General features: G+C 65.1%; 21 protein-coding genes. 11 read left to right on the forward strand and 10 right to left on the reverse strand.

Going from position 1 to position 23,103, the window contains the following annotated elements:
* The first annotated feature begins 5 nt into the window (after window positions 1-5).
* Window positions 6-554 (forward strand): hypothetical protein, encoded by a 549-nt coding sequence (locus IIB36_06475; protein ID MCH7531398.1) that lies wholly within the window; start codon window positions 6-8, stop codon window positions 552-554.
* Here IIB36_06475 and IIB36_06480 read toward each other — a convergent pair.
* Window positions 523-1,143 carry a peptidylprolyl isomerase gene (locus IIB36_06480; protein ID MCH7531399.1) on the reverse strand — a complete coding sequence of 207 codons (621 nt, stop codon included), beginning with the start codon at window positions 1,141-1,143 and terminating at the stop codon, window positions 523-525. The genes IIB36_06475 and IIB36_06480 overlap by 32 nt on opposite strands.
* A gap of 154 nt (window positions 1,144-1,297) precedes the next feature.
* Here IIB36_06480 and IIB36_06485 point away from each other — a divergent pair, with 154 nt between their 5' ends.
* Window positions 1,298-2,404: an aminotransferase class I/II-fold pyridoxal phosphate-dependent enzyme gene (locus IIB36_06485; protein ID MCH7531400.1), complete on the forward strand. Its 1,107-nt coding sequence runs from the start codon at window positions 1,298-1,300 to the stop codon at window positions 2,402-2,404.
* Between the two features lie 236 nt (window positions 2,405-2,640).
* The gene (locus tag IIB36_06490) at window positions 2,641-2,862 is read left to right on the forward strand and encodes a hypothetical protein (GenBank protein ID MCH7531401.1); all 222 of its coding nucleotides are present in this window, start codon (window positions 2,641-2,643) and stop codon (window positions 2,860-2,862) included.
* A 130-nt stretch (window positions 2,863-2,992) separates the two neighbouring features.
* On the opposite strand, the gene IIB36_06495 is transcribed toward IIB36_06490, so the two are convergent.
* Window positions 2,993-3,580, reverse strand: a complete 588-nt coding sequence (locus IIB36_06495; GenBank protein MCH7531402.1) for an isoprenylcysteine carboxylmethyltransferase family protein — start codon at window positions 3,578-3,580, stop codon at window positions 2,993-2,995.
* Window positions 3,581-3,673: 93 nt separating this feature from the next.
* On the opposite strand from IIB36_06495, the gene IIB36_06500 reads away from it, so the two are divergent.
* The 4 genes from IIB36_06500 (at window position 3,674) to IIB36_06515 (ending at window position 8,602) form a co-directional block, all read left to right on the forward strand.
* On the forward strand, window positions 3,674-5,704 hold the full coding sequence (locus tag IIB36_06500; GenBank protein ID MCH7531403.1) for a S9 family peptidase: 2,031 nt from the start codon (window positions 3,674-3,676) through the stop codon (window positions 5,702-5,704).
* Window positions 5,705-6,268 (forward strand): peptide-methionine (S)-S-oxide reductase MsrA, encoded by a 564-nt coding sequence (gene msrA, locus IIB36_06505; protein ID MCH7531404.1) that lies wholly within the window; start codon window positions 5,705-5,707, stop codon window positions 6,266-6,268.
* Window positions 6,269-6,442: 174 nt separating this feature from the next.
* A complete protein-coding gene (locus tag IIB36_06510; protein ID MCH7531405.1) occupies window positions 6,443-6,874 on the forward strand; it encodes a hypothetical protein in 432 nt (143 codons plus the stop codon).
* A gap of 102 nt (window positions 6,875-6,976) precedes the next feature.
* Window positions 6,977-8,602: an amidohydrolase family protein gene (locus tag IIB36_06515; GenBank protein MCH7531406.1), complete on the forward strand. Its 1,626-nt coding sequence runs from the start codon at window positions 6,977-6,979 to the stop codon at window positions 8,600-8,602.
* A gap of 17 nt (window positions 8,603-8,619) precedes the next feature.
* Here the strand turns inward: IIB36_06515 and IIB36_06520 are convergent, their stop codons facing one another.
* From IIB36_06520 to IIB36_06530, 3 genes are all read right to left on the reverse strand, one after another.
* The gene (locus IIB36_06520; protein MCH7531407.1) at window positions 8,620-8,946 is read right to left on the reverse strand and encodes a hypothetical protein; all 327 of its coding nucleotides are present in this window, start codon (window positions 8,944-8,946) and stop codon (window positions 8,620-8,622) included.
* Between the two features lie 133 nt (window positions 8,947-9,079).
* On the reverse strand, window positions 9,080-10,303 hold the full coding sequence (locus tag IIB36_06525) for a hypothetical protein (GenBank protein MCH7531408.1): 1,224 nt from the start codon (window positions 10,301-10,303) through the stop codon (window positions 9,080-9,082).
* Window positions 10,263-10,631, reverse strand: a complete 369-nt coding sequence (locus tag IIB36_06530) for a hypothetical protein (protein ID MCH7531409.1) — start codon at window positions 10,629-10,631, stop codon at window positions 10,263-10,265. Before IIB36_06530 ends, IIB36_06525 begins: the two co-directional genes overlap by 41 nt.
* Window positions 10,632-10,775: 144 nt before the next feature.
* On the opposite strand from IIB36_06530, the gene IIB36_06535 reads away from it, so the two are divergent.
* The 4 genes from IIB36_06535 (at window position 10,776) to IIB36_06550 (ending at window position 15,832) form a co-directional block, all read left to right on the forward strand.
* Window positions 10,776-11,489, forward strand: a complete 714-nt coding sequence (locus IIB36_06535) for a DUF72 domain-containing protein (GenBank protein MCH7531410.1) — start codon at window positions 10,776-10,778, stop codon at window positions 11,487-11,489.
* Between the two features lie 184 nt (window positions 11,490-11,673).
* The gene (locus IIB36_06540) at window positions 11,674-12,702 is read left to right on the forward strand and encodes an ATP-binding cassette domain-containing protein (protein MCH7531411.1); all 1,029 of its coding nucleotides are present in this window, start codon (window positions 11,674-11,676) and stop codon (window positions 12,700-12,702) included.
* Window positions 12,702-14,921, forward strand: a complete 2,220-nt coding sequence (locus tag IIB36_06545) for a Gldg family protein (GenBank protein MCH7531412.1) — start codon at window positions 12,702-12,704, stop codon at window positions 14,919-14,921. The genes IIB36_06540 and IIB36_06545 overlap by 1 nt, the downstream gene beginning before the upstream one ends.
* A complete protein-coding gene (locus tag IIB36_06550; GenBank protein ID MCH7531413.1) occupies window positions 14,918-15,832 on the forward strand; it encodes a DUF4340 domain-containing protein in 915 nt (304 codons plus the stop codon). Before IIB36_06545 ends, IIB36_06550 begins: the two co-directional genes overlap by 4 nt.
* A gap of 3 nt (window positions 15,833-15,835) precedes the next feature.
* Here the strand turns inward: IIB36_06550 and IIB36_06555 are convergent, their stop codons facing one another.
* The 5 genes from IIB36_06555 to dnaE form a co-directional block, all read right to left on the reverse strand.
* Window positions 15,836-16,597, reverse strand: a complete 762-nt coding sequence (locus IIB36_06555) for a hypothetical protein (protein ID MCH7531414.1) — start codon at window positions 16,595-16,597, stop codon at window positions 15,836-15,838.
* Window positions 16,598-16,923: 326 nt separating this feature from the next.
* Window positions 16,924-17,505 (reverse strand): RES family NAD+ phosphorylase, encoded by a 582-nt coding sequence (locus IIB36_06560; GenBank protein MCH7531415.1) that lies wholly within the window; start codon window positions 17,503-17,505, stop codon window positions 16,924-16,926.
* Window positions 17,492-17,650, reverse strand: coding sequence for a hypothetical protein (locus IIB36_06565; GenBank protein MCH7531416.1), 159 nt, complete (start codon window positions 17,648-17,650; stop codon window positions 17,492-17,494). The genes IIB36_06560 and IIB36_06565 overlap by 14 nt, the downstream gene beginning before the upstream one ends.
* 339 nt (window positions 17,651-17,989) lie before the next feature.
* Entirely contained in the window at window positions 17,990-19,555 is a 1,566-nt protein-coding gene (locus tag IIB36_06570) for an aldehyde dehydrogenase family protein (GenBank protein MCH7531417.1), read from the reverse strand.
* Entirely contained in the window at window positions 19,552-23,079 is a 3,528-nt protein-coding gene (gene dnaE, locus IIB36_06575; protein MCH7531418.1) for a DNA polymerase III subunit alpha, read from the reverse strand. The genes IIB36_06570 and dnaE overlap by 4 nt, the downstream gene beginning before the upstream one ends.
* Window positions 23,080-23,103 lie beyond the last annotated feature (24 nt).

Below are 23,103 nucleotides of genomic sequence, written 5' to 3' on the forward strand. Positions count from 1 at the left end.
CCACCATGGCCACAGACCTACCGTTCGACCCCACCGCGCTCGATCCCAGGCTGGTCTTCGAGACGCTGGCCGAGCTCCGTGAGCGGCCACCGTCGGGCGACCGCTCGTCCGCGGGGTGCGTGGCCGCGATCATCGCGATTGTTGCGTTCGTCTTCATGCCCGTCATCTCCCGCATTCCGGGTCTGAACTCCGCGGTGTTGCTCGGCATCGGCGCTGCGCTGCTCGCCGTGGCGATCGTGGGAGGGCTCGTCGGCATCTTCGGCGGTGGCTTCGTCGCGGGTGCGATCAGCACGGATGTCGAAGATGCGATCGGACAGCTGCTCGGGACTTTTCCGAATGGAGACCCCGCCGTGATACGCGAGTCGGCGCTGCGTATCCTCGAGGGATCGACCATCAGTACCGGTCCCGCCACGGTTGCTACATTCGACCGGCACGAAGTAGCGGACCGCCTCGGTGATGCACTGTCCTACGTGATCGCGGTCGAGCGCCTGCTTCTCGAGCACCGCGAGATCTATCCGGTCTTCACCCCCCCTCCTCGACCGTCACGCGGATAATCTTCGTCAGCTCCCCGAATTCGGCGTCCAGGTATTCGTTGCCCCGCGCCTGCGCCATTGCCGCGTACGGGCCTGAGCCCCGGGGTGGCCCGTCGCCGTACTCGGCGTAGAAGGCGTCGACCACCTCCATGCCCTCGATGACCTCACCGATGGGGGAGAAGCCTTCTTCGTCGAGCCCCGCGTTGTCCCGATAGTTGACGAAGACCTCGGTCGTGCGCGTGTGCAAACCACCCTTGGCGAAGGTGACGCGGCCCCGGCTGTTCGTTTCCACGACGGGATCGTCGACGATGAACTGCGTCTTCCAGGCCTGGCTGACGTACGGATCCGCATTGATGCCGAACTGCGCCATGAAGCCGTCAATGACGCGGTATGCTCGCGAGTCGTCGAAGAAACCGTTCTTGGCGAGGTTGTAGAAGCGATCAACACCCAGGGGAGCCCAGTCGCGGTGCAGCTCGAGGACGAACTCACCGACGCTCGTCTCGAAACGCGCTCGGAACGTCGCCGGCGCGGTCTCGGTGAACCGAGCAGGCCGAAGCAGCGGGTTTGGAGGCTGGCTCGGCTCGGCATCGTCGGCGTCGCCTCCGCACATCGCCAGGAGCATGGGAAGCAGGATGAGCGAGCAGGCGGTGCTGGCGAATCTACGGGTCACAGGAGGCTCCGGGTTGGTATGTCCGACTCTCCATGTGCGCCGGAGGCCGAGCCGCGTCAAGGCACAAACCTTGCGGCTGGCGGAGCGTCTTGGGATGCTACGCGTCCCGCCGCAGACCCGACCCCGAGTGACCGTCATGATCGACTTGAGAAGCGATACCGTCACGAAGCCGACCGAAGCGATGCGCGCCGCGATGGCGGCGGCCGAGGTAGGCGACGACGTGTACGGAGACGACCCGACGGTGAAGGCGTTGGAGGCGCGCACCGCAGAGCTGCTGGGCAAAGAGGACGCGGTCTTCGTGCCGACGGGCAGCATGTCGAATCAGATCGCGATCCGGACGCACACCGAACCCGGCGACCTGGTGCTCATCGACCGGGCCGCGCACATCATCCGAGCGGAAGGGGGCGCCGCGGCGGCACTCAGCGGTGTGACCATGAAGCCGCTGACAGGCGCCCGTGGGATATTCAGCACGGACGATGTGGACGCGTCTCTCGAGCCGGACCATCCGTTCAACCCTTCGACGCTCAGCCCGCAAGCGAGGCTGCTGTGCGTGGAGAACACTCACAACGGAGGTGGGGGCGCGGTGTGGCCGCTCGCGGATGTGCAGGCAGTCTGTGAAGCAGCGCGGCGTCACGCGCTCGCGACGCATCTGGACGGAGCCCGTCTGTGGCACGCGACAGCAGCTTCGGGTGTGTCTGAACGAGACTATGCGGCGCCGTTCGACACTGTGAATGTGTGCTTCAGCAAGGCGCTCGGCGCGCCGGTGGGCTCGGCGCTCGCTGGCACGAGAGAGTTGATCACGCGCGCTCGGCGCTTCAAGCAACAGTTCGGTGGCGGGTTCCGGCAGGCGGGCATCATCGCTGCCGGTGCGCTGCACGCACTCGAGCATCACCGGCAGGATTTGGCCCAGGACGTCGAGCACGCCCGGTTGCTCGCGGAGGGGATCGCCGGCATGGATGGGATGAGTGTCGACCTCGCTTCCGTGCAGTCCAACATCGTGCGCTTCGAGATCACGGTGATGGACGCGGGCCTTTTCGCCACATGTTGCCATGAACGTGGTGTCCACATGCTGCCCAATGGTGAGCACGGTCTGCGGGCAGTGACTCACCGCGACGTAAGTCGGGACGACGTTGTCACGTCGCTAGGGGTCATGGCGTCCGTGCTGGCGACCGCAGAGGCCGAGGTCGTCGAGCGCCTTTGACGATGAGGACGGACAGATACGGGTCGATTCCCGGGGGGGGGGTGACACGGTGACCTACGAGCGCTGGTCCGTCATGCGAGCCCGGGAGACTTCCTAGAGCGGGCAGAGTCATGGCTCCTGGCCCGTGAGGCCGAGCACAACCTCCACTTGAGTCTGGCTTATGCGCGTAGGGACGCCGGAACCGCCGGTGCCGACGTGCTCTTCGGCACGGTGGAGCAGGACGGTGACGTCGTGGGATGTGCGATCCGCACCCCCCTCACAAACTGCTGATCACCTCGATCCCGTTGGAGGCGGCCGGGGACATCGTCGAGAGGATCGCCGAAGTCTACGATCAGATCCCCGCTGTACTCGGACCGGACGACTCCGCCGAAGCCGTCGCGTCGGCGTGGATCGCGCTGAAGGGCGGCGGCTGGGAAACCGGCATGCGGGGCATGCCTTCTTGCTCGAGCAAGGCCTGAGCTTCTGCGTGTTGTACACCGACCTCTCGAACCCGACGTCGAACGCGATCTACCTGAGGATCGGGTACAACCCCATCGCGGACGTTGGAGACGTCGACATCGTTTCCGGCCCTCGCTGACGGCAGTCGAGCTACGCGTCTCGCGTGGGAATGTATCGTGGCACGCTCGCCCTATACGCCTCGTACTCCTCGCCGAATCGCTCGGCGAGCTCCTTCTCCTCGATCACGACGACCGCATGGATGCCCGGGATCGTGAGCAGGGCGAGGATGTAGCCGCCGAGGTAGTTGGCGAATGCCGCGTACGCGAGCGTGCCGAGCGCGATCTCCACGTACCGTGGGTGACGGATGACGGCGTAGATCCCCTGGTTGAGCAGCTTGCCGCCCGAGCCGTCCGCGTCGAGTTCAGGGACTCCCGCGAGAATCCCAAAGCTCAGGTACTTCGCGCGCAGGATCGCGAGCCAGATCGCAGGGATGATGAGGACCGCGGCCACGCCGACCATGATCCAACTCGTGCCGAGGTCGGTGAGCACCAACGCGTCACGGACCGCGAACAGCCCCACGACGCTGCCGAGGAAGAGCACGGTCATCACGGTGTATGTGATCGGTTTGCCGATCTTCCGCCAGAAACCGACGAACGGGTGGATCACGTACCACCACACGATCGCGGGCGGGAGACTGATCACGAGAAGCACAGCGATGACGTAGCGGGCGGTCGACATCTGCTCGCTCCCCCTCGGAGAGTCTTGTGCGGCGGCTTTGGAAGATAGACCCTGCTGCTTCCAGGTAACTAGGAGAAGTAACTAGGAGACCCCATGCGGAAGCTCGCGCTACTCCCCGTGATGCTCTTGCTGGTCGTTCCTGCCTCTGCGCAGGAGCGCCGTGCGATGACCACCGACGACGGCCTCGACATGGTCCGAGTCGGCGGAGCCACCATCTCTCCCGACGGTAGCTGGGTTCTCTTTTCGAAGTCCGAGCTCGACTGGGACGAGAACGAACGCAAGACGACCTGGTGGCGGGTTCCGACGGAGGGCGGCGAGCCCTACCGCTTCATTGGAGAAGAGGGCGGCAACGGGTTCCAGTTCTCGCCCGACGGGAGTACGCTCTCGTTCACACGTTCCATCGACGACAAGACGCAGCTGTTCCTCATCCGCACCGACGGTGGCGAGGCTCAGCAGTTGAGCAAGCACAAGGCATCCGTGGGTTCGCATCAATGGTCCCAAGACGGGTCGAAGATTTTCTTCGTGGCGCCGGAGGCTCGGAGCGAGGAGGAAGAGAAGGCTCGCAAGGACGGAGACGACGCGATCTTCGTGGACGAGGGCGCCAACGGCCAGCGCGACGGGACCTGGAACAACCTCTGGGTCATCGATGTGGCGTCGGAAGAGGAGAAGCGCCTCACCGAGGTCGATCACCGCATCGCCTCGTTCGCGGTCTCACCCGCAGGCGACCGCATCGTCTTCACTTCGCGCAGCGAGAATCGGCGAAACCAGCGGAATCTCTCGGAGATCCGGCTCTTGGACGTTGAAAGCGGCGAGATCCGTCGGCTCACCGAGAACCGCGCACCGGAGAGTCGATTGCTCTGGGCTCCGGACGGTCGGCGCTTTGCATACACCGCTCGGACCGACGGCGAGTGGGAGCTCGTGCTCGACAAGATCTGGGTCATGGATCCCGAGAGTGGCGACAAGCGCATGGTCTCGGGAGCATTCGACGGCAATATCGGCACCTTCGTGTGGACTCCGGACGCGTCCGGCATCCTGTTCAGCGGGCTGCAGGGCACCAACAACAACCTGTTCCGCCTCGATGTCGCATCAGGCGACGTCGTCAAAGTGACGTCCGCGTTCGGCTCGCTCTCGCCGAGTTCGTTCACGCGGGATCGCACGCACATGGCATACGTCTTTCAGAGCTTCGACACGCCGACCGACGTGTGGACCGGACCGACCGACGGCACGGGCGGCGTTCGCCTCACGGACGCAAACCCATGGATCGAAGAGGAGATCGCGCTGGGGAAGGGCGAGCTGATTCAGTGGACCAGCGAGGATGGAACCGCGATCGAGGGCATTCTCATGCTGCCCAACGACGACCGCGACGAAGCGTTGCCGCTTTTGCTGCACATCCACGGCGGACCGGCGGGGGTCTTCCGGAATGCGTTCTCGACACAGAACCACGTGTGGGCGGGACTTGGCTATGCTCAGCTCTTCCCCAACGTGCGCGGGAGCTCTGGCTACGACGACGAGCTGCTGAGCGGGAACGCGCAGGACATCGGAGGTGGAGACTACGCGGATCTCATGACCGGTGTCGACGAGGTCATCGCTCGGGGCATCGCCGATCCCGATCAGCTGGGGCTGCGCGGTTGGAGTTATGGCGGCATCCTCGGCGGCTGGACGGTCACGCAGACGGACCGCTTCAAAGGTGCGTCCATAGGCGCGATGGTTTCGGATTGGACGTCCGAGTACGGGCCGGGCTTCAACCACGACGTCCGGCTCTGGTACATCGGCGGTACCCCGTGGGAGAATCCGGACGAGTGGCGTGAGCGGTCGGCTCTCACGCACGTCGCGAACGTCACGACGCCAACGCTCATCCTACACGGGATGAACGACCGGACCGACACGGAGCCGCAAAGCATGATGTTCTTTCAGGCTCTCAAGGATCAGGGCAAGATCGCCCGCTACATACGCTTTCCCAGGGAGCCGCACGGCTTCCGCGAGCCGCGCCACCAACGCACCCGTGACGTGGAGGAGATCCGCTGGATCCAGAAGTACGTGCGAGGCATAGAGTGGACGCCGTGGGAGCGCCCGAAGGACGACGAGAAGGACGAGAAGAAGGACGAGAAGAAGGTGATCTCCTAGGTGACAGGCGTGGAACGTGCGACGCTGGCGGGCGGCTGTTTTTGGTGCATCGAAGCCGTGTTCGAGCTCGTGGAGGGCGTCAGCCTGGTTAAGTCCGGGTACGTGGGCGGTGCCGTGCCCAACCCGACGTACGAGCAGGTGTGCACCGGCACCACCGGTCACGCCGAAGTCGTACAGGTCGAGTTCGAGCCCGAAGTCATCTCTTACGGTGAACTGCTCGAGATCTTCTTCGGTGTGCACGACCCGACGACGCTCAACCGTCAGGGCAACGACGTTGGCACGCAGTACCGCTCCGCCATCTTCTACGAGGATGAAACGCAGCGCGATATCGCGCTCGAGGTGATCAGGGAGCTCGACCGTGACGGTCCCTGGGATAGCCCGATCGTCACGACGGTGGAGCCGCTCGCTTCCTTCTATCCCGCGGAGGAGTACCACGACGAGTATTTCCGGAGGAACGGGGAGCAGCCGTATTGCCGGGTCGTCGTGGCACCCAAGCTCGGGAAGTTCCGTCAACGCTTTGCCCATCGGATGAAGTCCGGGAGCGGGGAGTCGGGCGGCGCCTAGGCTGTGCCGGATCTTGGCAGGCCAAGTGGCAGAACGTTTTTTTGGGAACGTCGGCGTGCTTCAACGTCGGATGGTTGCATACGGCGCGATTGATGCGGAACTTCCTTCTTCGCCCGGGGATATGGGCGACAACAACCTATTCGACACTATCCCCCCTTGCAGGAGAGTAGACGCATGGCCAAGCCCGACGGGCCCCTCGTGAGAGTGTGGAGGGATCTCGCCGAGGAGGGCTACCTGTACGCGGAGATCTCGCGGATGCATCCGCCGTTCTCTGTGGATCAGGTGCGCCACTATTGCCTCGGACACACGGGACGGAAGATCGGTGGTCCGATCCAAAAGGTGGATCGGTGGTACGGATCGAACGTGTGGCTCCGCGGAGCAAACTCTCCGCATGCCGAGTTGACCGAGAAGCAGGCCCGAAGAGTCCTGGACGACTGGGACGAGAAGGCCGACAGATGGCGCAAGTCCGGAGCCGATTGGGCTCGGAAGCTGGGCGTATCGCCCAGCACCATCTACATGCTTCGGCGTGGCGAGACGTGGAAGTTCCTCGAGCATCCCAATCAGGGGCGGAAGCCGAAGAAGGCGCGTAAGAAGCGCTCGAAGTAGCTCGGTTCCAGCGTCGCTGAGCGCCCCGGTCCGCCGTGTAGCGGGCCGGGGCACTCGTGTCTTACTATCACGAATTCACCATTCCGTCCGGAAGTGAACTCGATGAAGACGCTCCGTTTCACCGCCCTCGCCTTGCTCGCGCCCGTCTTCAGTGCGTGCGCAGCTGACGCCGACTTCGTCGACGTGCTTCTCGTGGGGGGCTCGGTTCTCGACGGCTCGGGCTCGGATGCCGCCACGGCCGACGTCGCTGTCTCGGGTGGTCGGATCTCCTTCGTGGGTGACGCGGCCGCGGCCGGCATCACCGCGGCGGACACGGTGGACGTCCGCGGCCTGACGGTTGCGCCGGGCTTCATCGACATGCACTCGCACGCCGAGTTGGACACGGACCACGGGCGGGACGCGCGCGCGTTCCTCTATCAGGGCATTACCTCGGTCGTGCTGGGCGTCGACGGCGGAGGCGGGAAAGAGGTCGCCGCCCGCCTCGGAAGGTGGGCGAGCGACGGTATCGGCGTGAACGCGCTGCTCTTCGTGGGGCATAACGCGGCGCGTCGGGCCGCGATCGGCATGGAGGACCGACCGCCTACCGCCGGGGAGCTCGACGCCATGCGTGCTTTCGTGCGGAAGGGCATGGAGGAGGGGGCCTACGGGCTGTCGTCCGGGCTGTTTTACCTACCTGGCAACTACGCCGAGACCGAAGAGGTCATCGAGCTCAATCGCGTCGCCGCCGAGTACGAAGGGGCGATCTACGACACCCATGACCGAGATCTCGGAGCGTCGTACCCATCGTTCGGGTATCTGAGGTCGATCGCCGAGGGGATTCGCATCGGGGAGGAAGCCGGCACCAAGGTCATCTTCAGCCACTTCAACGTCCAGGGCGCTCACAACTACGGCCGGGCCCCCGAGGGGGCGGCGCTCATCGAAGAGGCTCGGGCGCGCGGCGTCGAAGTCGCGGGAGCCCACCATTCGTATACGGCCACCCAGTCGAACCTGCGCTCGTACACCGTCCCGAGTTGGGTCGTCGCCGGAGGCGACACCGCGATGATCCGCCGCTTCGACGATCCCGACACACTCTCGATCATCGATCGTCAGACCCGGGAGATGCTCGCGATCCGGGGTGGGGCCGACCACATCCTCCTCGTGGACGAGCGGCCCGACCTGAATGGCAAGACGCTGGCGGACGTGGCGACGGAATGGGGACTCACCGCGCCCGAGGCGGCCCGACGGATTCTGCGGACCGGTAATGCCTCGGTCATGAACCTCGACCTCTACGATCCGGAGAACACCCGTTACCTCGCCGGCGTCGACTGGATGATGACGTGTACCGATGGCAGGGACCCCGGTCCGACGCGACCGGTGACGCACCCGAGGGCGTTCGGCTCCTTCACCAAGAAGCTGAAGGACCTCGTGATCGACGAGCGGCTCATCACGCTGCCGTACACCGTGCGCTCGATGACCGGCCTAGCGGCTGATTTTCTCGGCTGGACCGATCGTGGCTATCTGCGCGTGGGCATGGCCGCCGATATCGTGGTGCTGGACATGACTCGGGTGCAGGACATGGCGACGTACGAGGACCCACACCAGTACTCGGAGGGCACGGTTCACGTGCTCGTGAACGGCGTGTTCGCCATCCGGGAGGGCTCGGCAACGGGCGAAATGCCGGGTCGCCCCCTCGTGCGCGGTGGTGGCGTATTCACGAGGACCTCGATGGCTGGTGAGCCCGAAGGATGAGCGCCGGCGCACGCGCTCTACCCCGGGTCGCCCTCCCCTGCGCTTCCCTCAGCCTCTGGCTCCTCCTCGAGCGGGGCTAGTCGGCTAGGCGGTGGAGCGAGCGGGAGCGCACCGCCCAGTAGCTGCTCCGTGAAGTCCAGTCGCGCGTCCACATTGCGCATCTGACGTCCCAGCTCCGCGAGCTCTTTGCGCATCACGCGGTACTCCGGTGCCCCGAGCTCCCCGGGTGGGGACGCCAAGTCCACCTTGCGGAGGATCCACTGCGTCAGCAGCGTGCCGGCGGAGCCGATGGCTCCACCCGCTACGAATACCACTGCGAGGCTGACCCAGACTTCTGGGCCCATGCGAGACCGTCCTGTGAAATGAAGACTTGGGCGCCCGCCCGATCCATACCACGACGGCCGGCGCGCGGTCCAAGTTTCGGGGGTCGGGCCGGCAAACGCCACCCGGAAGGTCCTATCTTCTGGGCCGGAGCGGCTAGTCGCGCGACCCCGAGGGCCAGCCGAAGCGCTGCAGGAAGGCCTGATCGGCGTCCTTCCAGATCGCTTCGAGCCGCGCCATGGCGTCCGCCGCCGCGGCATCTTCTCCCGCCTCGGTCGCGGCCGTGGATAGCCCGACCAGCGAGCTGGTGCGCCGCGGCGCAAGTTCGAGCGCTTTCCGGAAAACGAGCACTGCCTCCGCGGGACGATCACTCATCAGGTAGACCGCGCCGAGCAACTCGTGCGGTGGTTGCAGGCTCGCCGGAGGACCGAACTCGATCGGGAGGGTCTCCTCCAGCACGGCCGCCTCAGTGAGCAGTCCAATAGCCTGATCCACGTCGCCTCCGTCGAAGGCGATGAGCGCCGCCAACTCCATGTGGGCGATGCGAAGCCGCGGATTCTCGGTGGTGGGGCGGGAGCCCAGCTTGATGAGCATCTCCTGCGCGGTATCTCGATCCCCCTTCCTGATGGCCGCGATGCCCGTGATGAAGTCGTAGCCGGGGTGATCTACGTCCGCGCTCAAGCGTTCTGCTGCATCCCAGTCGCCCAGGTCGAGTACGTGACGGGCGCGCATGTTCACGAAGTAGTTCACCTCGCCGAGGTTGGCTCCCGAGAGTACGCGCTGTAGGCACTCAGTTACGCCCCGCTCGGCGTGGTCTATCTTGCCCTGTTGGAGCCAACCGTAGTGGAGCCACGACGTGTAGTGCCCGCACGGGTTCGAGGGCTGGCCGAGCTCGGCGTTGCGACCGTTCTGGACATCGCGCGCACGGACGTTCGCCGCCACGACATCGTCCCACATGCCCGACGCCAAGAAGATGTGCGACGTCATGTGCTGGGCATGTCCAGCATCGGGCGCGATGCCCGAGTAGGCACGAGCGGCCGGTAGACCCAGAGGCGCGTGCACAGGGTCGTCGAACGCATGGATGATGTAGTGCACCGCACCAGGGTGGTTCGGATTCAGACCGACGATCGACTGCGCCACCGCAGCAGCTCGCATGTACGTCGTGAAGTCTCGCTCGCCGTCCGTGCTCCCGAGAATCGCGAGCGAGTAAAACGCGCGCGCCTCGAGGTCGTCGGGATACGCGCTCATGAGCCGCTCCATGGCCCCCATGTAGGCGACGTCGCGTTCAGTCTTGGTGCCCTCTCCGTACAGCACGTCGAGCGTCGCGAGATACGCCGCTTCACGGTTGGGTGGGAGCCCTCGACTGACGGGCTTGGGCACTCGCCGCATACCGCCCGAGCGCGACCAGCGCGGCCGGCTTGTCCTGTTGCCGCCAGAGCGGGTGGTTGTACGTCATTGCCTCGCCCCAGTATGCCAGCGCGAAGTCGGGATCGATCTCCTGGGCCTTCCTGAACTCGGTCGCTGCATCACCGAACTCGAAGGAGTGGAGAAGTAGCACGCCGTCTAGGAAGGAAGCCTGCGCTTCGGGCGTCCCCGAGTTCAGGAAGTCCAGGGATCCGAGGCGCCGCTTCTGGGCGAGCAGATCGTCGTGACCGGTGAGCAGGACGCCGAGGGCCAGCGCGAAGGCGGGGAGGATAGAGCTCTTCATAGTCACGCTCCAAGCCGGCTCAGCCGACGATCATGAGACTGCGTGCATCGAAGCGTTCGTCTCGAGCGCTCGGCGCGCAAGGCTTCCCGGGTCGCTTGCCTCACGGCGCCTCTCACAGGCATCCTCTCGATCACGGAGGTGGATGTGGAGCTACACATCGGTACGAGCGGTTACAGCTATAGGGAGTGGAAGGGCAGCTTCTACCCCGAAGATCTGTCCAACAAAGACATGCTCTCCTACTACGGGGAGCGCCTGGGCGCAGTCGAGATCAACGCCACGTTCTATCGCCTGCCGAAGACATCGGTGCTGGAGAGCTGGGCCGAGCAGGTGCCGGACGGCTTCAGGTTCTCGATCAAGGCGTCTCGCAAGATCACCCACTTCGCGCGCCTCAAAGCCGCGTCGCAGGAAGCGACTGAGTACTTGCTGTCGACGCTCGGCTCTCTCGGGGATCGCATGGGCGTGTTGCTCTTCCAGCTGCCTCCGAACTTCAAGAAGGACATCGAGCGCTTCTCCGGATTCTTGGGGATGCTGCCGGAGGGCACCCCCGCCGCTTGGGAGTTTCGCCACGACAGCTGGTACGACGACGAAGTGTATGATCTGCTGCGCGACCGTGGGATGGCGTTGGTTTGCGCGGATACCGAAGAGTCGGGAGACGACGAGCCCATCGTGCACACAGCCCCCTGGGGATACCTGCGTCTGCGCAGGCCCACGTACGACGATGGCGACCTCGAGCGATGGGCTCGGAGTGTGGCCGCCCCGGAGTGGGAACGCGCCTTCATCTTCTTCAAGCATGAGGACGAGGGCGCCGGTCCCAAGATGGCAGGCCGGTTTGCAGAGATCGCACGCGAAGTCGGCTGATCGAGACGCGACGCACGGCGGCGCTGCTCCTCCCTCCGCGCGGGCAACGAAGCGGCTCGCGATCGCGTCGAAAGTCGCAGTGGACAAGCCCATGGAGTACGTGTAGTATCGAGCGCTTTCGTGGCGACGGACGTGGCGATCTTTGGGCGAAACGCTGACTTGGTTCGCTGCATATGGAGTGTAGATGATCTCAGTTGAGGGCGTTACAAAACGGTACGGTGCGGTGACCGCGGTCGACGACTTGAGCTTCACGGTCGACCGCGGGGAGGTCGTCGGCTTCCTCGGCCCGAACGGAGCCGGCAAGACCACGACCATGCGCATGATCACCGGCACGCTTCAGCCGGACGAGGGCGCAGTGCTGTTCGACGGCGCACCGATAGCTGACGACCTCACCGAGGCAAAGCGCCGGGTCGGGTATCTGCCCGAGGCGAACCCGCTCTACCACGAGATGCTCGTCGCGGAGTACCTCGAGCACGTCGCGGAGTTGCGGGGGCTTTCCCTGGATGAGGCGCGCTCGGGCATCGCGGACGCGGTCGACGAGACCGGCGTGAGCGAGGTCTTCTATCGGCCCATTGGGGAGTGCTCGAAGGGGTATCGGCAGCGCATCGGTCTCGCAGGCGCGATCCTGCACCGGCCCGAGGTGCTCATACTCGATGAGCCGACGGAGGGGCTCGACCCGAACCAGCGTGTGGAGATCCGCCGTCTGGTCGGGAGCCTCGGCCGCGAGCGCACGGTGCTGCTGAGCACGCACGTGATGCAGGAGGTCGAGGCGACATGCTCGCGGCTCGTCATTCTCAACGAGGGTCGACTGGCCGCCGATGGGAGCGTGGAGGAGCTGCTCGCCAGCCTGGCCGGGGCCGTGCGCTACGTGGTCGAGGCCGTGGGCTCGGGAGTCGCCGACGCGCTGGCGGGGCTGCCCGGGGTCTCTGGTCACTCCTCTGAGGAAGTGGACGGCCGCGTGCGCGTGGTGCTCGACTCTCACGGTGAGGAGGACCTGAGGCCTCGCATCTTCGAGCTCGCGCGGGACAGCAGCTGGACCCTGTGGGAGCTCCATCGCGAGCGGGCGACCCTGGAGCAGGTCTTCCGAAATCTGACGTCGGACGGCGCCGCGGGCTCGACCGGCCGACGGGACGTCGGACACCCCGAGGGTGAGTCTGAGGCCGATGTCGAGAACGTCGGTGAGGAAGCCAGCGAGAGCGAGGTAGACGTGTGATGCGGGGAACGTGGACCATCGCGCGGCGCGAGCTGCGCGGCTACTTCGATCAGCCGACGGCGTACGTTCTGATCGTAGCCTTTCTGGGCCTCTCGCTCTTCCTTGCGTTCCGGACGATGTATGCGTCCGGGACCGCGACCATGCGGCCCCTTTTCGACTTGCTGCCGTTGCTCTTCGCGGTCTTCGTACCGGCGGCGACCATGCGCGCGGTGGCTGAAGAGCGTCGCGGCAACACGCTCGAGTGGCTCATGGCCCAGCCGCTCTCCGAGAGCGAGTTCGTGCTCGGCAAGTTCTTCGGCAACTGGGCCTTCGTGCTCATCGCTCTAGCCGGTACGGTGCCGACCTCGATCGGTATGTTGATGGTCTCCGAGGCGGACGCGGGCATCGTCCTTGCACAGTACCTGGGGGCTGGGCTCCTGGTGGGGCAGTTCGTGGCGATCGGGCTCTGGGCGTCCAGCATCACGCGCGATCAGATCACGGCGTTCATCATCGCGGCCGCGCTGAGCTTCGCGCTCTTTCTGATCGGCCTGCCGGTCGTACAGATCGGGCTTCCACCGTCGATTTCTGGGGCTCTCGCGCGGCTCTCGGTGCTCGGTCATTTCGAGAACGTCGCACGAGGAGTGGTCGATCTTCGGGACGTGCTCTACTTCGTGTCCACGACGGGGCTCTTCCTGATGCTCGCCGTCGGCGCGGTCAGCCGGGAGCGCCTGAGCCCGGAGCGCGACGAGTTCAAGCGACTCCGGGTCGGTTCGGCGGTCGTTGCCGCGCTGGTGATCGCGCTGAACTTGCTCGGAAGTCACGTGCGTGGTCGCCTCGATCTCACCGCGGGCAACCTGTATACGCTCGCGGACGGTTCCCGGGAGTTGCTCGGGGAGTTGGACGACCTCGTGCAGATCAAGCTCTTCGCGTCAGCCGAACTGCCCGCGGAGCTCCAACTCCAGCTGAGGGATGTGCGAGACCTGCTCGCGGACATGCGGCGTGCGTCCAACGGCAACCTCGTCGTTACCGACGTGGATCCGGACGACGACGAGGACGCTGCGAGCGAGGCCTCCTCGTTCGGGATCTTCCCGGTCGAGTTCAACGTATTGCGCGAAGATGAATTCCAGATCCGGCGTGGCTATTACGGTCTGGCGATCGTGTACGCCGACGAGCAGGAAGTCATGCCGATCATTCTGCGCACGGACGACCTCGAGTTCCGGATCGCGTCGGCTATCTACCGCATGACGAACGAAAGCAGGGCCGGTGTCGCGTTCGTGCGGGGGTTCGGGGCCAAGACCGCTGCGGAGATCCCGGGGCTCGCGCAGAGCCTCGCAGACAGGTACGACTTCCGTTCCATCGACATCGCGGGTGACTCGGCGGCGGCGATCTCCCGGGACTCGACCGAGGTGCTCGTCGTCGCCGGCCCCACACAGATGTTGGACAGCATGGCGGTGCAGCGCGTGCGTGACTTCGTTGCCGCGGGTGGCGCGGCGCTGTTGCTGCTGGAAGCCGTTCAGCTGAGCCCGCAGTCTGCACAGGCCATGCCAGTCCGCTCGGGTCTGGAACCTTTGCTGGAGGAGAACGGGATCGGCTTTACGGGCAGCATGCTGATGGATCTTCAGTCGAGTGAGCACGTAAATCTGGGACGGCGTGGCCTGTTCAGTGTGATCGCACCGTATCCGTTGTGGCCGATCACGGTTCCCGGTTCGGATCATGCGATCACGAGCGGACTCCACTCCCTCACCGTCGCGTGGGCGACCGAGCTCGAGGTGCGCGATAGCACACGTGTGACGCCGCTCTGGACCACGACCGCGGCAGGCGCCGTGCAGGGCCCCATGGCGCCGATCATACCCGACCAGGATTGGAGTCGCCCGCCTGAGGAGCTCAGGGTTCGCACGGTCGCTGTGGCGGTCACACCGGCCGAGGGAGAGGCGTCCGGCCGTTTGGTCGTGGTCGGCGACGCGTCGTTCGCCGAAGCGCAGTTCATGCAGTCGAACCCGACGAACCTGGTCTTTCTCGCGAACTCGATCGATTGGCTCGCACAGGACGAGGCGCTGATTCGCATCCGGTCGAAGAATCGTACGCCCCCGAACCTGGTATTTCAGTCCGACTTCACGCGCACGTTCCTGAAGTGGGGCAATCTCATCGGGATTCCGCTCGCCTTCGTGCTCTTCGGCGCGGTCCGAATCACCGGGCGCCGACGCAGGGCGGAAGCCCGCTGGGGAGGGATCGTGGCATGAGCGAACGCACGCTGAAGCAGCTCGTCGGTGCTCTTGTCGTGGTCGTGGCAGTGTGGGCGATCGCGACGCTGCTGTCAGGCGGCGGCGGCGGCGTTCCGAGTGCCAGCGGAGAGATCGCGGCAGTCTTCGACGGCGTTACGGAGGCTACCGTGACCGAGGTTCGCATGTCGAGCGCGTCCGGCGAGGTCGTCTTGGCCGGAGGCGCGGGCGCCTGGACCGTCAACGACCTCCGTGCCGACTCGGGAACGGTCACCCGCTTTTGGAACGTGGTCACCGGGCTCCAGGTGGGCGGACTCGTCGCGAGCAACCCCGCTAACCACGGCCGCATGGGTGTCGCCGACGACAGCGCGGCGACGCTCGAAATCGATGTCGGCGGGGAGACCCGCGCGCTCGTGGTCGGCGACCAAGGCCCTCGTTTCGGTACGTCGTACGTGCGTCTGCCGGGACAGGACGAAGTCTATGTAGCCGAAGGAGATCTGCGCTCGCACGTGCGGCGCCGGCTCGCGGACTGGCAGAACAGGCGCATCATCCGCATCGATACGAGCGCGGTCGCACGCGTCGAGATCGAGCGGGACGGAGAACCATACGTGCTCGTGCGGGGTGACAGTCTCTGGACGTTCGAGGGAGGCGCCGAGACGAACAGCAACACCGCGAGGGGGGTGCTGTCCGAGCTCGCCAACCTCATCGCCGCCGGGATCCTCAGCGAAGCCGATTCGCTTGCGCAGAGCGAGCGCGGTGGGACGACCGTTGCGCTCGACGCGGACGGGAACGTGCTCGCCGAGGTGACCATCGGGACCGGTACGTCCGAACGCTGGGCCAGAGCGGCCGGAGACGACGTGATCTACCGACTTGCTTCGTTCCGGATCGACCGGATCACGCCGACTCGGGAGCGGATGGAGCCGAGCTCGTAGCCTTCAGCCGTACGCCTCAGCGCGACCTACTCCGCCGAGCTCTTCGAGTTCGGCCTTTAGTGGCGCCCAGTACGCGCGATCCAGCGTGCGTACGAGAACCTCCTCCGCGTTGAGTTGAGCACGGATGTGATCGAGGTCGCCAGAGAGAACCTCATGCAGGAGGGGGCGCTCGGACGCCAGGTCGCGGATCTCGTCAGGGAACCTGGCGGCGCTCTCTACCAGGATCTCCGGAGTACGGAGTTCTCTAAACCAGAACTCGATCTGCGGCGGGGTGGGCGACGCGTAGTTCTGATGGTAGTGCGCCTCAACGAGCCGGCGCAGCATCGGCCAGTCCTTGTCACGTTGCGTTTTCTTCGAAGCAACAAGATCCTCGAGCGCCAAAGTCTCGACCGCGCCGAGCCCGGTTAGGTCGAAAGTGGTACGCCGATTCCACAGCACGTCGAACTCGTCGACGCCGCGCATCCGCGTCATCACATCGATGCGCAGACCCATCGCCTCGGGGTGTTGGCTCCGAAAATGAACTGCGTGACCACGTTCGAGATAGCTGATATCGAACGGCGGCACCGCAATCACCGCAGCGTTGAGATGGCCCATGGCGCTTTGAAGACAGGCAAGGTTCTCCGGTGAGGCCAGTACCGCGAAATCGGTGTCCCGACTAAACTCCGCTGCGCCGTAGAGCACGCACGCTTGGCCGCCCATCAGGAGCGCCTGAACGCCGTGCTCCCGCATCGTCGAAAGGGCTTTGGAGGTCGGGTTCGGGCTCAAGACTACCTCCTAGTGTGCGGAATGTGGCCCACAGGTGGCTACTCGCCACCCACCGTTCATCCGGGCTCATGCGGTACCATTCGAGGACCTCATCCTCGACGCACGATTCGAGCGCCTGCGAGCGGCTGGGATGAGGGCTGGAATGGGTGTTGGCCATGGGCGACATCCCTGTGATGAGTAACTCCCAACCTAGGATACCCGGCGAACCGCCATCTGGCCGGATTCAGTGCGTGCCCAATACAGCGTTACCCTCAGGCCGACGACCAGTTTCCCGCAACGGCGGCGCGCAGGATCTCAGGCGCCACGACCTCCTGTGTGGCTGCGCCTCAGCCCGCCAGCTCGATGCCGAGCCACTCGGCGGCCCCGGTCACGGCTGCGTGAGTCATCGCCAAGCGCTCGGGCTCGTCGAAGGAAATGCCGGCTGCCGCACGCGCGGTGAAGAGGGTGCAGGTGTGCCAATCACCCCAAAAGCTCGACCACCAGCGCAGACCGGCAAATCCCCCATCCCACACACGTCGAGCCAGAGGTTGCGTCGCGTCCCGGCGCCGAGACGCGGAGCGATCAGGGGCGACACCGGTCCTCAAGAGGACCTCAGGATCGCACAGATCCGCGATGGAGGTGCCGGAGATGTCCACGGCGACGCGAACCAGCGCCAACGGGAGCATCGCTCGTACGAGGTGCGCCGTTCCGATTCGTTTTCCACGCCACGGCTGGATCATCTCAGCCACCGCATGCTCCGGGGACTCGGCGAGGTAGAGCACGTGGGAAAGCTCCCTGGGAAGATCGAACCGGCCACGCCCGGTCGGCGCCGGCACATGGGAGGGAGAGAAGCGGGCGCCGCTCTTGGCTGACGCGTCCCAGGGGAAGACCCGCCACAGCTCCAACTGGGTCCTGTCAGGCGTAGACACCAGCCTTCTCCGCCTCGATGGCGCCGATGACGTCCGCCACATGCCCTCGCCGAATCAGGAAGGCGGGAGCTCGGTCCTGGAGATGGGCGTTGGACCCGCTGAGCCAGCCCTCTACAGCCTCCTGCTCGAGCCAGCGATCGAGCATCTCCACCACTAAAGACAGGCCCGCCAGGCGATCCGAGTTGTCGGGGTCGGGGACCTGGCCCCGCCGCCAGCGAGAAATCTGAGACGGAGAGACATCGAGAATAGCCGCGACCGCTCGATCAGATCCCAGCCCAGCCCGGCATACCTGTAAATGCCAAGCGGAGCGCGCTCGCTCTATGGACAGCCGTTCGTCGGGGGGACGACGGGCAGGTATGGCGGTGCTCATGGGGGAACATATATGCAAGGCATATTGTTGCGCAACTGATTACATTGCGCAACCGATTATGTTGCAGTGGGGCGTGTCGCAGCGCAAGATGAGCTCTCGGGACAGGGCTACACACTAGCCCACGTCGAACGATATGCCTTGGGCCAGCGGCAGCTCGGTGCTCCAATTCACCGTATTCGTCTGCCGACGCATGTACGCTTTCCACGCGTCCGAGCCGGACTCACGTCCACCACCGGTCTCCTTCTCACCACCGAACGCGCCACCGATCTCGGCACCTGAGGTGCCGATGTTCACGTTGGCGATGCCGCAGTCCGAGCCACGGTGCGAGAGGAAATACTCGGCCTCGCGGAAGTTGTCCGTGAAGATCGAGGAGGAGAGCCCCTGCGGAACGTCGTTGTGCATATCGAGTGCCTCGTCCATTTGTGCGACTGCCTCGGCCGGTGTCACGTCGGCCGAGCCGTACTCGATGATGTAGAGGATGGGCGCGAACGTCTCGTCCTGAACGATCTGGTACTGGTTCTGCGCCGCTGCGATGCAAGGCGTGACATACAACCCGCCCGGGTATTCGTCGCCCTCTAGGCACTCGCCGCCGTAAAGGATCTCGCCCCCCTCATCCTGGACCTTCTGACGTGCCGCCAGGAGGTCGTCGACGGCCTGCGCGTTGACGAGGGGGCCCATGAGCGTGTCGTCATGGAGTGGGTTGCCGATTCTTACACCCTCGTACGCGTTCACGAGGCGGGTGACGAGCTCGTCGCGAACCGAGCGGTGCACGATGATTCGACGCGTGCTGGTGCAGCGCTGGCCCGCCGTGCCGACCGAGCCGAAGAGGATCGCCGGCAGCGCGAGATCCAAGTTCGCATGCGCCGTCACGATGATGGCGTTGTTGCCGCCGAGCTCGAGGATTGTGCGCCCGAGTCGCTTCCCGACCACCTCGCCCACGCGCTTGCCGACGGCGCACGAACCTGTCGCTGAGACGAGCGGGATGCGTTTGTCGTGGAGGAGTCGGTCGCCCACCGTCGAGCCCTTGCCGACCGTGAGCGAGAAGATCGCAGGATCGACGTCGTTTTCCACGCACACTTCGGCGGCGATCTTCGTGACCGCGATCGCAGTGAGGGGCGTGCCCGAAGCCGGCTTCCACACCGTGGAGTCACCGCACACGGCCGCGAGCGCCGCGTTCCAGCTCCACACCGCCACGGGGAAGTTGAATGCGCTGATCACCCCGACGACCCCGAGCGGATGCCACTGCTCGCGCATGTGGTGGTCGGGCCGTTCGCTCGTCATGGTGAGGCCATAGAGCTGACGGGAGAGACCCACCGCGAAGTCGCAGATGTCGATCATCTCCTGGACCTCGCCCTGACCCTCAGCTTTGATCTTTCCCATCTCGAGGGTGACGAGCTCGCCGAGCGTCTGCTTTTTCTCGCGCAGCTTGTTGCCGAGCTGGCGTACGATCTCTCCGCGCCTCGGAGCCGGCACTTTGCGCCACTCGAGGAATGCCGCGTATGCCTCGTCGACGATCACGTCGTACTCGTGCTCGGTGACCTGCTGAACCGTCGCGAGGCGGGAGCCATCGATGGGCGAGTAGACCTCGAGATCCGGCCCGGATCCTACCCATTCGCCGGCGAATCCACCGGGGTTCACTTCTCCGATACCGAGTGCGGAGAGAATCTCGTCCCTGGTCATGACCGGACCGTCCTGACCAACCGAACATTTCCGCGCCCGAACAGCTTCTGCAGCGCCTCTAGCGTCTCTGCGTTCGGGGCCACGCGAAGCGAGCGCGACCGTAGCCGCGGGGCGGGCTCACCGTTGTCGCTGCCCACCAGGACCCAGACCGGCGAGGGGCCAGGGTGTTCCATGAGAACCTGCTTCGCCCGTTCGAATGCCTCCACCGCGACGTCGGACCCCAGCTCCAACTCGATCTGCACGGCGAGCTCGCCGGCGTCCGTGACCTGCTCGAGGAGCCGCGCGGAGTCGAGGAAGATTGGTGGATCCTCTTCGTCGCGCTCCCGCCCGCTCACCTTGCCGGAGAGGAGGAGCACGGCATCCTGGACGAGGACCTCCTTGTACGTCTGCCACACGTCGCGGAAGGCGAGCACCGTGGCGGTTCCGTGGAAGTCCTCCACGGTGATCTTCCCCCACTCCGAGTTGTCGCGCCGGGAGATCTGCCGGCTGACCGACGTGACCACGCACGGCAGGTCGACCGGCTGCCCGAGTTGATCCTGCAGAGAAGCCGTCGAGACCGGCTCGAACGCGCGCACCACCTCCCGAAAACGGTCGAGCGGGTGGCCCGAGATGAAGAAGCCCAGCGCCGCCTTCTCCCGCGCGAGGCGGTCTGGCTCCGACCACTCGGGAATGTTGGGTAGGCTTGGCGCGGAGCTGGGAAGTTCGGACGCGTCCCCGAAGAGAGATGCCTGCCCAGCCTCGATCTCCGCCTGGCGGACCTGGACTTCTCCGTACGAGGCGTCGAGCCCCGCAAGTAGCTGCGAGCGGTGGCCGAAGTCGTCGAGGGCGCCCGCTGCGATGAGCGCCTCGCAGGCTCGCTTGTTCAGCGCGCGGATATCGATGCGCTCCAGGAAGTCGAAGAGCGACGTAAAGCGCCCGTGTTGGCGCGCGTCGAGCACCGAGTGCGCCGCGCTTTGTCCTACACCGCGCACCGCACCGAGCCCGAAGCGGATCTTGCCAGCCTCGGTCACGGTGAACTTCCACCCCGACTCGTTCACGTCCGGAGGCAGGACCTCCAGCGCCTCCTCGAGCTTCGGAAGGTAGCGTGGCAGGTCGCGACACGCGCTGATGTACTTCACGACGCTGTCGGTATTGTCGAGCACCGACGAGAGCAGTGCCGCCATGAACTCGGCCGGGTGGTGTGCCTTCAGCCACGCGGTTTGGTAGGAGACGAGCGAGTATGCCGCAGAATGACTTCGGTTGAAGCCGTATCTGCCGAACGTCTCGATCTGGCTGGAGAGTTCTAACGCGATACGCTTATCGACCCCGCGCGCGACGGCGCGCTCGACGAACTTGCCGAGCTCCTCTTTGATGAGCGAGGCGATCTTCTTACCGACCGCTTTCCGGAGTACGTCCGCTTCGCCGAGCGTGAAGCCGGCGAGCTCGGAAGCGATGCGCATCACCTGTTCCTGATACACGATGACGCCGTACGTCGGCTCCAGGACCTTCTCGAGATCCGGATGCGGGTAGGTGACGTCCTTGCGCCCGAGCTTCCTGTCGATGAAGACGTCCGTCATGCCCGAGTCGAGTGGCCCCGGCCGGATGAGCGCGTTTGTGGCGATGAGATCCTCGAAGCGGTCGCACTTCATCGCGCGCAGCTTGTCGTTCGCGAGATTCGACTCGAACTGGAAGACGCCGGAGTTGCCGCCGCGGGCCAGCATCTTGTACACGGCGGGGTCGTCGAGCGGGATGTCGTCGATGGTGTCGTAGACGTCGCCGGTGTCCGGATTCTCGAGCTTGCCGTGCTTCGCCTTCAGCATCACCACGGCGTCGTGGATGACGGTGAGAGTCCTCAAGCCGAGGAAGTCCATCTTGAGCATGCCCACGTCATCGAGGCAGTTCATGTCGTACTGCGTGACGACCATCGCGTCGTCACCGTTCCCGCCGTTCTTCCCGGTCGGCACGGAGACGGGCACGTAATCGTCGATCGGGCCCGGGGCGATGACGACGCCGGCCGCGTGCACCGACGCGTGGCGCGCCAGCCCTTCGAGCGTGATCGAGTAGTCGAAGAGCTGCTTGTGGCGTTCGTCGAGGTTGTAGAAGTCCTTCACCTCTTTGAGGCCGTCGACCGCCTCCTGGACCGTGAACGCCTGGCCGGGCTGGTTCGGGATCAGCTTCGCGATCCGGTCCGTCTCGGACGGCTCGAAACCCAGAGCACGGCCGACGTCGCGGATGACCGCGCGGCTCTTCATGGTGCCGAACGTGATGATCTGCCCGACCGCGTCCTTGCCGTACTTCTGGCGGGTGTACTCGATTACCTCGCCGCGTCGCTCGTAGCAGAAGTCGATGTCGATATCCGGCATCGAGATCCGCTCGGGGTTCAAGAAGCGCTCGAAGAGCAGGTCGAACTCGAGAGGATCCAGGTTCGTGATGCCGAGGGCGTACGCGACCAGTGAGCCGGCGGCAGACCCGCGGCCGGGCCCGACCGGAATGTCATGATCGCGAGCCCAGCGGATGAAGTCTTGGGTGATCAGGAAGTAGCCGGCGTACCCGGTGCCCTTGATGACCTCCATCTCGTAGTCGAAGCGCTCCTGCGCTTCGGTCGGGAGGGGGTCGCCGAACCGCCGTTTCGCGCCTTCGAGCGCGAGGTGCTCGAGGAATTCGTTCTCGTCCGAGTGCCCTTCGGGGAGCGGGAATGCAGGGAGGAGGTACGTCTTCTCGAACTTGAGATCGACTTCGTCCGCGATCTTGAGCGTGTTCTCGATAACGTCCGGGCGGTCCGGGAAACGCGACGCCATCTCCTCGGCGCTCTTGAAGTAGAGGCCCTCGTCGTAGCGCATGCGCGCGGGATCGTCGCGATCCTTTCCGAGCCCGATGCACAGCAGGATGTCGTGTGCCTCGTGGTCTTCCGGCCGCAGGAAGTGCGCGTCGTTCGTCGCGACCACGGGGAGCCCGAGCTCTTCGGCGAGCTTGAAGATGTTCTGGTTGAGCTCGGCCTGGCCTTCCGAGTCGTGCGCCTGCACCTCGAGGTAGTAGCGCCCGTCGAAAAGGTTCGCGTACCACTCTGCCGCCTCCCTCGCGCCGTCCCAGTTGTCCGCCGTGAGGTGGCGCGCGACCTCACTCGCCATGCACGCGGACGAGACGATGAGGCCCTCGCTGTACCTGGCGAGCACCTCGCGATCGACCCTTGGACGGTGGTAAAAGCCCTCCGTATACCCGATGGAGGAGAGCTTCACCAGGTTCTTGTATCCCACCTGATCACGAGCCAGCAGGATCAGGTGGTAGTAGGCGCGCTCACCTTGGCCAGAGCGGGAACGGTCGCGGCGGTCACCCGGGGCGACATACGCCTCCATGCCGACGATGGGCGTGATGCCTTCTTTGCTCGCCGTCTTGTGGAAGGTCCACGCTCCGAACATGCAGCCGTGGTCCGTGAGGGCCAGGCCAGGCATCTCGAGCTCTTTGGCCCTCCGGACGAGGTCGCCAATGCGGTTGGCACCGTCGAGAAGAGAGTATTCCGAGTGCGTATGGAGGTGGACGAAGCTCAATGCAGCGGGTCTGGGCGGCGAGTG

The sequence above is a fragment of the Gemmatimonadota bacterium genome, assembly GCA_022560615.1.
Lineage (GTDB): Bacteria > Gemmatimonadota > Gemmatimonadetes > Longimicrobiales > Gaopeijiaceae > UBA1138.